The following is an 8,000-nucleotide window of genomic DNA, read 5'->3' on the forward strand; positions in this document are numbered from 1 at the left end:
TAATTATACCATATTACTTTCTAAATCTACCCACATAAGTGAATAATAATACGAATGTCGTCTTAATAACACATTTCTAAATGTAAATGAAATATGCTCACAATCTCAGGGAGGTGGAGAACTTGTCCACGAATACTTACGCAAGAAAAAAGGCTCTTCAAAATGAAGACTGGTGGGCGGCCTGGCTAGGGCTATTTATCTTCGCATTAGGTTTAGGACCTTACTTTGGGGCAGACCTGTTAGGCTGGGTAACCAAAGCAAGTGTATGGATCGAACCTGCAAAAGCTTTTGCTCCTGTATCCAAGGCTACGGGCCTGAATGGTTTCACATCCTTATTAGTGACTTTCTTATTCGTTTTAGCTATCACCACTGTTGCCGCTAAATTTGTCGGCTCTAATCTAAAAAAATACGCCATTGGTTTTTCAATTATTTTCTGGGTAACCATGGGTTGCCTCATGTTAGGCAACATTGCTTATATCGGAGCTACACCTGATAAGACTGCTAGTTATGGCATTGGCTGGTCTCTTGGTCTAGGCGAAATGGGTTATATCATCGCCATGGTAGTCGGTCTTATTATTGGGAACTTCTTTATTAAACAAGCCGACTTTTTAAAAGAAGCTGCAAAACCTGAATTATTTATTAAAATCGGTATCGTCGTTCTTGGTGCCTCCATTGCTATTAAAACTCTCGATGCCTTTGGTCTGGCTACAACAATCATCATCCGGGGACTTTGTGCTGTTGTTGAAGCTTACTTGATCTACTGGCCGGTAGTTTACCTTATCGCTCGTAAATTCTTCAAATTCACACCAGAATGGGCAGCACCTTTGGCATCCGGTATCTCCATCTGCGGTGTTTCTGCTGCTATCGCTACTGGTAGTGCTATCCGTGCCCGTCCCGTTATTCCTGTAATTCTCTCCGCTGTTATCATCGTTTTCGTTGCCCTCGAACTCTTGTTATTGCCTTGGTTAGCACAAGCTTTCTTGTTCAAGGATCCTATGGTTGCCGGTGCTTGGATGGGTCTGGCTGTTAAATCCGACGGTGGCGCTATCGCCAGTGGTGCTATCACCGACTCCTTGATCAGAGGCCGTGCCTTAAGGGAACTGGGCATCAACTGGGAAGAAGGCTGGATCTTGATGGTCGCTACCACCACGAAAGTCTTCATCGACATCTTTATCGGTGTATGGGCCTTCATTCTGGCTATTATCTGGTCCGTATTCCCCATCGATAAAAATGCCAGTGCAAATCCTGGTGAAAGAAATAAAGTCAGTGCCGTAGATATCTGGGATCGTTTCCCCAAATTCATCATCGGTTTCGTACTGACTTTCCTCATCCTGTTCTTAGTCGGTGTGAATAATCCTGATGGCGTCAAGGCATTAAGCACAGGCGTTAATGAAGGCAATGCTTTCAGAACTATCTTCTTTGGCTTATGTTTCTTCTCCATCGGCTTAGTCACTAACGTTCGTAAGCTCTGGGCAGAAGGAATGGGACGTATCGTTGCCATTTATGGTATTGCTCTCTTCGGCTTCATTCTCTGGTTCGGACTGTTCATCTCCTGGCTCTTCTACCATGGAATTACGCCTCCGACTGTTTAATCACTTATAATGTAAGGGGGAATTAAAATGGCAATTAAAACTGAGCAACAAGCGCCTGCTGCTAAAAAAGCTTACGAAGATGAATGGTATGATCTTCTACCTATCGAAAAGAAACTTATTGGCGGTTCGTTAGGATTAGGGCTTACACTTCTGGTTATCTTCGTGATCATCTTCAAATTCTAGCCTTCAGCTAAAGCCTGAAAAGTAATAAGGGAGTATCGCCCCACTGCTTGAGCAAAGTAGTTTGGCGGTACTCCCTTTACCTATTCATCCTCAAGAGCTATCGAAACAAAACTTTTTCAGTGCGAAACAGCTTGCTTAAGTTCTTGTAAAGTGAAGCTGGTTCCATCAGCCAGGTTGAACCTTTCACTCCCGAAACATAGAATGAGTTGGTCCAGCAGCTCTTCTCTTCTCGCTGAAAGTAAATCATCTATATAATGATCATCTTCGATATGCCTTATTGCCAGGATCGCAAGCCCTACTTTGGGAATATCCCTTGCTAAGGTTTTCTCCAAATTGCCCCCATCTACCCTGCCGAACATGATCACATCATTATCCATTGAAGATTTTCTAACCATGACGTAATATTTGTCCGAATCACCCATCACGTGAAATTTTTCATCCTCAACAGTTATCGCTATATCTCTAAGAGTATATAAGGTGTCCACGTCGATGAATTCCCAGGCTGATTTTTGAACCGCTTGCCGGTGATGGCGTATGACCTCTTTAATTGCATAATTAATATCCATTCTTTACTCCTTCCAAAAGTTTACTTTGATATTGATCCCCCAATCACAATCCAGGATAACCTTACCATGGATGGATGGACGACCATCCCTATCTCTAATTATAAGGATTTTCCTTAAATTTGACAGATCTAAATAAGGATATCCCGTTAATTTTTGAGGATACTCCTGGGGTTAAGTCGCGCTCTGGATTCCTTGGCCAAGGCTGCGCTCTCTTTCTCTTTCTTTGCAATACTCCATTTGCCATTTGCTCCATAATGAATCCGTAATGGCTTCCACCACTTCGGGATCGAATTGCGAGCCTTTGTTGGCTATTATCTCCGCTTTGCACTCCGCCCAGGTAAAGGCTTTACGGTAAGCCCGATCAGAGGTCATAGCATCAATACTGTCACACACGCCAATAATTCTTGCTCCCAAAGGGATTTCTTCCCCTTTTAGACCATGTGGGTAACCCTTGCCATCCCATCGTTCATGATGGCTAAGGACAATTTGTCCGATATCTTTAAGCTTTCTTGATTTACTTAAAATAGTGTAGCCGATTTCCGGATGACCTTGAATTTGTGCCCATTCCGCTGGGGATAGTCTTCCGGGTTTATTAAGAATATGGTCGGGGATGCCGATCTTGCCGATATCATGGAGGTGGGCAGCAATATGGATGCGATCCCGCTCCACAATAGATAATTTGAGGCTTTTGCAAATATCAAAAGCCATATCCCCTACTCGATTGGAATGACCGCTTGTATAATTGTCCTTTGCTTCCAGTGACGCTGTTAAGCAATCAATGACATCATGCAATATATTATAGTCACTGAACCGTTTCATCAGTCTATATAGCATAGTTTGATCTCCTTATATTCTACTAAACCCTTTTTTCCTCTAGGGAAAGACTTCCTTTATAGCTCCATCATTGATCATTATACAGCATATCCCCTCTACCGAGAACAACTTTCAATTAAGTTGCCAATTTGATGATATGTATAAGCACAAAAGGAAGGCTTTCTTAACCTTCCTTTACTTCAATTATACAATAGTCGTTAGAACTGGTCTATTTTATCTTCCTTATTTTCTCCCTTAGTTGATCTTCAGTTAAAGCATAATCCGCGGTGGACCCATACAGTTCATAAACATGACCGTCTTTTTCTTGAGTCAGAATAACTGTATCGGCCTGAACACCCTTTTCTCTCAATAAGTTCAGAGCCGTCTTCGTTACGGATATAAGATCAGCTTCTTCAGTTAAGTAGAGGTTTATTTGGTCATAATGCCCGTCATTTTGATAGTGGTCCTTACCTCCTCCTGTTACACTTATAATATGGTTTTTGATGCCGCTCTCATTAAAGACTTCCTTGATATATGCGTTGTATTGATTATGGCTCTTGGTTTGGAGATAGCTTTCATTGATGTTTTCTGTACGGAAGCTCTTACGGATAGGAAAAGACACATCATCATTTAAGCAACTGGCTGTTGTAAAATAACTTCCATAGATAGGATCAATTTTAATGAATCCGACCTGAAACGTTTGCTCCGGGTATTTTTCACTGAGATAGTCCTTAAATTCTCCCCGTATTTGCATCAAATAGGCGAACCCAGCTATAAGCAGCCCTAACCCAACTGCCGCAGGAATAATAATTTTTCTCTTTTTACCCATATCCATGACTAAATCTTCCCTCCCCTTTCCTGTTCGTGCTATAATAGTAAAAGAAATATATTTCCCTTACAGTGTAATTATACACTATAAGGGAAAATTCAATCAATACTTATTTCGTTTGTAGAGAATCCGGGAGGAACCAGTATGGACAAAGAAAAAGCGATCAAACTTGTTTCGAGCAAGATAAAGCTGATTCGGGTTGAAAACGGCTATTCCCAAGATAGAATGGCCGATATCATCGGCATATCTAAGAAAACCCTTGTCCAGATTGAAAAGGGCAGAGATTATGCCAGCTGGGGGGTTGTCGTTGCCACTTGTGCCATGTTTAGAGAAAGTGAGATTATGCAATCTATTTTTGGAGACGATCCTTTAGAAGTATTAAGAACAATCGCCCACGAGCGCATTGATAGCCCAAAGGAGAAAACTATGGGGGGCAAAATCTGGTGGGCGGATGTTCATAAGGAAGGTCTTTTCCGGTTGCAGCAAAACCTTATTAGTAAGCACTATCGGATATTGGATGACGATGGCTATCGTTGGTTCAGTTCCTTTGACAAGGAAGAAGCATTAACACGTTTATTTGAGTTAAGCAGTTCCTAAGCGCTCCTAGGCGCGCTCCTGCTATTGGTCCACTCGTTGCGACCAGCTGCCTCACGATCAAAAACACCTTGGACCTTCCAAGGTGTTTTTTAAAATCATTTTATGCTTGAATTTCCGCTATTTTTTCTTCCAGGACTTCTTCCTCAACATTGCCTGAAAGTTTCCCTTGGTATTCCCCGTCTTTAAAAAATAAAATCTGGGGAACCCCTTTTAAAGAAAATCTTTGAAATAAAGTCATATTTTCTTCGACATCTACATAGTAGAATCCGAACTTTCCGCTGTATTTTGGCGCCAGGTCTTCCACCATAGGACCTACCTCTTTACAGACATGGCAGCTCTTTCTTGAAAAGAGAACCAGGCAGGCTTCACCATTATCATAGATAATCTCTTCGAAGCTATTGGAATCAAGTTGTTTTAAGGCCATCGGTATCTTTACTCCCCTCACTATCAAGATCACTTGTTTCTATTAACTATAATACATTGTTATTATAATTACAAGCCAATCAGGCATAACATAGCCCTTCGTAAGGCGAATATTAAGGAAGAGTGCGCATTCACTTTTTTAATTCATAATAATCCATGGTTGACGTAACCTCAAAACCACAGGAACGATAGAGATCAAGCGCTTTTTCATTTTTGACATTAACTTGAAGCATAATCTCTTGGAAATTGTTGCTTTTTAACTCTTTAATGCCTAAGGTCAGAATGTCTCTGCCATAACCCTTTCTGCGATACTCCGGAAGTACTCCTAAACCGTAAATACCCCCAACATTAGAGCTGATATCCAAATGGACTTTTCCTATTACACAATTATTGACTTCAGCCATATAGATGATCATGCCCGCTCTCGCTTCTTCCTCAGGTATAAGCATATTCTCATCCTGGCTCTCTTGCTCAAAATAGATAAAGTTTTGTCTGGCAATTTCCCGGGTATCGTTGCCGGTCGCTTTTCTTAGTACTACCTTACAGGAATTTAATTCTTGCTTCGTATCACTCTGCAAAAACATCTCGTACTCTGTGTGTTCATATTTCACTCCGGAAACCCTTTTAATAAATGCCTGTCCCGTAAGTGAATCACGATCACTCAATAAAAGCATCCTGGACGCTCTCCTCTTACTCCATTCATTCTTGGCAAAGGAGAACAAGGTTTTAAATATCCCTTTCTTTCGATAATCAGGGTGGACCATACCATTAACTTCAATTTCCTCTCCACCAAAATCACAAATACCCATATAACCAATGAGAAGCTCTCCCTCATAACACATAAACTCATTAATTGTCTTCAGGCTCCCTGGTTTGCCCTCGGCTCGACTCAACTTATAGTCAAGTTCCAATTTCAGATTTGTTCGGTCATGCTCCAAACACAGTCTCTGCAGGTTATTAATATGCGTATAGCTCTTGGCATCTAAGCTTTCTCTTAAGTTTATGGAAGGGTCGGCTAAGCTATTAATCATAATTTCTCCTCGCCCTCATGAATTTGTTCTTTTTTTATTTTTCTGCCATGGCCTTCACAAATACAAAGGTGTTATTATCCGACAATTGCTCCCTGTACCTAAATCCAAGCCTATTAAATTCTTTGATTTGCTCCAGATCTTTAATGGCTTTTTCAGCCATAAAACGGACCATTTCACCCCGGGCCATTTTTACATAAACTCCTTTTTCGATTACTCTGCCGTCTCTCAGCTCACCGAACACGCACTTAACATAGTTGATGCCGGCAGTCAGGTATTTCTCAATCGTTTTGCTGTACTCAGCCGAAGCAAGATTGAGAATCGTGGTATCCTCTTGGGTCAATTCCCGATAAATATCGTCCTGCCAATAATCGTACAAATTTCGGCAGAAGTCGGTTTTCAACTTCGCCTGCATTTCCAGCCGGTAGGGTACAACTCCGTCGAAAGGTTTCAATATACCATAAAATCCGGATAAAATCCGCAGATGCTTTTCTATATAATCGAAATAATCATCCTCAAATACCTGGGGTGCCATATACTTGTACTGAATGCCATCGTAAGCTAAAATTGCCGGGCTTGTGTATCCTGATAAGTCCATTGTTTGATAGCGCTCATAGTTCAAACCGGCGATCTCATCGTTACAGCAGAGCAGTTTTCTGAGTTCCTCATAGGGCAGGCTTTGCAGGTGTCTTTGCAGCTTTTTGGCCTTTTCAAGATATACAGGTATATTACGGGGTGAAAGAAAATCCCCATCCATATTCATTTTCTTTGCCGGAGAGATAATGATTTTCATGTAGACGGTTCCACAGCGGTTTCGGGTTTTTTAGCTCTAATATTCTTTATGGCTGTATAGACTACCACAATTGCGAAAATAATGCGCAAGGCAACCTCTGGCAATATGTGAGCTAAGGAGCCGCCCAAAAATGTACCCGGTAGAATACCCACTACTAAACCCGGTAAGATTTTTGTGTGAACATTCCCGTTACGATTGTGTGTAAAAGCGCCGATTGCCGATGCCGGAATCATAGCAAGCAGCGAAATTCCCTGAGCTACCTGCTGACCCATACCTGCAAAAATTACCATAGCAGGTACCATGATCGACCCACCGCCGACTCCCATCATTCCAGAAAGAAATCCCGCAAAAGCGCCAATGCCTAGCAATATGATTGTTTTTATCCATACAGTTGAGGATAGGGAAAACTCTCCGAGATATGGTTTTAGCAAAAAAACTATGGTTACAAAAATAAGAAAATACCCAAAGGATCTTTTCAATTTCCACTCCGGAAGAGATGTAGCATAACGGGCTCCTAATCTGGCCGTTATCATCGCTGTAGAGGCCAATAGAAGTGCCGGCACTAACTCAATGGAACCACTCAGGGAATATGTTATAGCACCTGAAATCCCGGTGAAAACCACGCCTACCAAGCTGGTACCATGAGCCATATGTTGATTAATTTTCAAAAGGCCTACCATAAGAGGGATCATAATGATTCCGCCGCCCAAGCCAACAAGACCACCGAAAAATCCCGACAGCAAGCCGATTGCCAGCCCCATAAATATATTCATCTATTTATGCCTCCAAAGTTTCTTTTAACAGTGATTATATATGCAAGTTATGGTATTTTGCAAATCAAATTTCTCTCTTACCTGGCAACACGAAAGGCGAATGAACCTTTCGCCACGCTGCTTCCCGTGACAAATCTCCTGCAGTGTGGGCAGTGCTCATTTCGGCCAAGCCACACGGCCACATAAACCTACTACGTGGCGCCGGCGTACGGGTGGGACCGACCCCAAATCTTCTTACACACCTTGTTTTTTCCACAAGGAAAAAAGATAACACTTCCACCCACGAGAACTTAAATGCTTTATGCCAAATTACGCACTGGTGCGTAATTTGCCCCAAAGCAAAGAGACCATCGTAATCGATGGTCTCCTGCACTACCTGGCAACGACTTACTTTCCCAGGACC

The 8,000-nt window shown here is 42.0% G+C and carries 10 protein-coding genes; 3 read left to right on the forward strand and 7 right to left on the reverse strand.

Annotation, left to right across the window (positions count from 1 at the left end; all coding sequences use genetic code 11):
• The first annotated feature begins 122 nt into the window (after positions 1-122).
• Together DESLBE_RS15350 and DESLBE_RS26600 are read left to right on the forward strand one after the other, a co-directional pair.
• The gene (locus DESLBE_RS15350) at positions 123-1,592 is read left to right on the forward strand and encodes a putative sulfate exporter family transporter (RefSeq protein WP_011459002.1); all 1,470 of its coding nucleotides are present in this window, start codon (positions 123-125) and stop codon (positions 1,590-1,592) included.
• 27 nt (positions 1,593-1,619) lie between these two features.
• A complete protein-coding gene (locus DESLBE_RS26600) occupies positions 1,620-1,775 on the forward strand; it encodes a hypothetical protein (protein ID WP_005810521.1) in 156 nt (51 codons plus the stop codon).
• Positions 1,776-1,891: 116 nt separating this feature from the next.
• Here DESLBE_RS26600 and DESLBE_RS15355 read toward each other — a convergent pair whose 3' ends face one another.
• The 3 genes from DESLBE_RS15355 to DESLBE_RS15365 form a co-directional block, all read right to left on the reverse strand.
• Positions 1,892-2,341: a hypothetical protein gene (locus tag DESLBE_RS15355; RefSeq protein WP_018214504.1), complete on the reverse strand. Its 450-nt coding sequence runs from the start codon at positions 2,339-2,341 to the stop codon at positions 1,892-1,894.
• A gap of 171 nt (positions 2,342-2,512) precedes the next feature.
• Positions 2,513-3,175, reverse strand: a complete 663-nt coding sequence (locus DESLBE_RS15360) for an HD-GYP domain-containing protein (RefSeq protein WP_011459001.1) — start codon at positions 3,173-3,175, stop codon at positions 2,513-2,515.
• 208 nt (positions 3,176-3,383) lie between these two features.
• Entirely contained in the window at positions 3,384-3,989 is a 606-nt protein-coding gene (locus DESLBE_RS15365) for a hypothetical protein (protein WP_005810527.1), read from the reverse strand.
• Positions 3,990-4,127: 138 nt separating this feature from the next.
• Between DESLBE_RS15365 and DESLBE_RS15370 the strand changes: the two genes are divergently transcribed.
• Positions 4,128-4,580: a helix-turn-helix domain-containing protein gene (locus DESLBE_RS15370; RefSeq protein ID WP_005810530.1), complete on the forward strand. Its 453-nt coding sequence runs from the start codon at positions 4,128-4,130 to the stop codon at positions 4,578-4,580.
• A 100-nt stretch (positions 4,581-4,680) separates the two neighbouring features.
• On the opposite strand, the gene DESLBE_RS15375 is transcribed toward DESLBE_RS15370, so the two are convergent.
• The 4 genes from DESLBE_RS15375 to DESLBE_RS15390 all read right to left on the reverse strand — a co-directional run bounded on the left by DESLBE_RS15375 (position 4,681) and on the right by DESLBE_RS15390 (position 7,597).
• Positions 4,681-5,004, reverse strand: coding sequence for a thioredoxin family protein (locus DESLBE_RS15375; protein WP_005810532.1), 324 nt, complete (start codon positions 5,002-5,004; stop codon positions 4,681-4,683).
• Positions 5,005-5,134: 130 nt separating this feature from the next.
• Positions 5,135-6,034, reverse strand: coding sequence for a GNAT family N-acetyltransferase (locus DESLBE_RS15380; RefSeq protein WP_005810534.1), 900 nt, complete (start codon positions 6,032-6,034; stop codon positions 5,135-5,137).
• Positions 6,035-6,068: 34 nt separating this feature from the next.
• Positions 6,069-6,824 (reverse strand): peroxide stress protein YaaA, encoded by a 756-nt coding sequence (gene yaaA, locus DESLBE_RS15385; RefSeq protein WP_011458998.1) that lies wholly within the window; start codon positions 6,822-6,824, stop codon positions 6,069-6,071.
• The gene (locus DESLBE_RS15390) at positions 6,821-7,597 is read right to left on the reverse strand and encodes a sulfite exporter TauE/SafE family protein (RefSeq protein ID WP_015942641.1); all 777 of its coding nucleotides are present in this window, start codon (positions 7,595-7,597) and stop codon (positions 6,821-6,823) included. The genes yaaA and DESLBE_RS15390 overlap by 4 nt, the downstream gene beginning before the upstream one ends.
• Positions 7,598-8,000 lie beyond the last annotated feature (403 nt).

The organism is Desulfitobacterium sp. LBE, assembly GCF_007830365.1.
In the GTDB taxonomy this organism is placed as follows: domain Bacteria; phylum Bacillota; class Desulfitobacteriia; order Desulfitobacteriales; family Desulfitobacteriaceae; genus Desulfitobacterium; species Desulfitobacterium hafniense.

Excerpts from the sequence above, each read along its gene's own strand:
- DESLBE_RS26600 (WP_005810521.1), top strand. The coding sequence starts at position 1,620 with ATGGCAATTAAAACTGAGCAACAAGCGCCTGCTGCTAAAAAAGCTTAC.
- DESLBE_RS15355 (WP_018214504.1), bottom strand. The coding sequence starts at position 2,341 with ATGGATATTAATTATGCAATTAAAGAGGTCATACGCCATCACCGGCAA.
- DESLBE_RS15360 (WP_011459001.1), bottom strand. The coding sequence starts at position 3,175 with ATGCTATATAGACTGATGAAACGGTTCAGTGACTATAATATATTGCAT.
- DESLBE_RS15365 (WP_005810527.1), bottom strand. The coding sequence starts at position 3,989 with ATGGATATGGGTAAAAAGAGAAAAATTATTATTCCTGCGGCAGTTGGG.
- DESLBE_RS15370 (WP_005810530.1), top strand. The coding sequence starts at position 4,128 with ATGGACAAAGAAAAAGCGATCAAACTTGTTTCGAGCAAGATAAAGCTG.
- DESLBE_RS15375 (WP_005810532.1), bottom strand. The coding sequence starts at position 5,004 with ATGGCCTTAAAACAACTTGATTCCAATAGCTTCGAAGAGATTATCTAT.
- DESLBE_RS15380 (WP_005810534.1), bottom strand. The coding sequence starts at position 6,034 with ATGATTAATAGCTTAGCCGACCCTTCCATAAACTTAAGAGAAAGCTTA.
- yaaA (WP_011458998.1), bottom strand. The coding sequence starts at position 6,824 with ATGAAAATCATTATCTCTCCGGCAAAGAAAATGAATATGGATGGGGAT.
- DESLBE_RS15390 (WP_015942641.1), bottom strand. The coding sequence starts at position 7,597 with ATGAATATATTTATGGGGCTGGCAATCGGCTTGCTGTCGGGATTTTTC.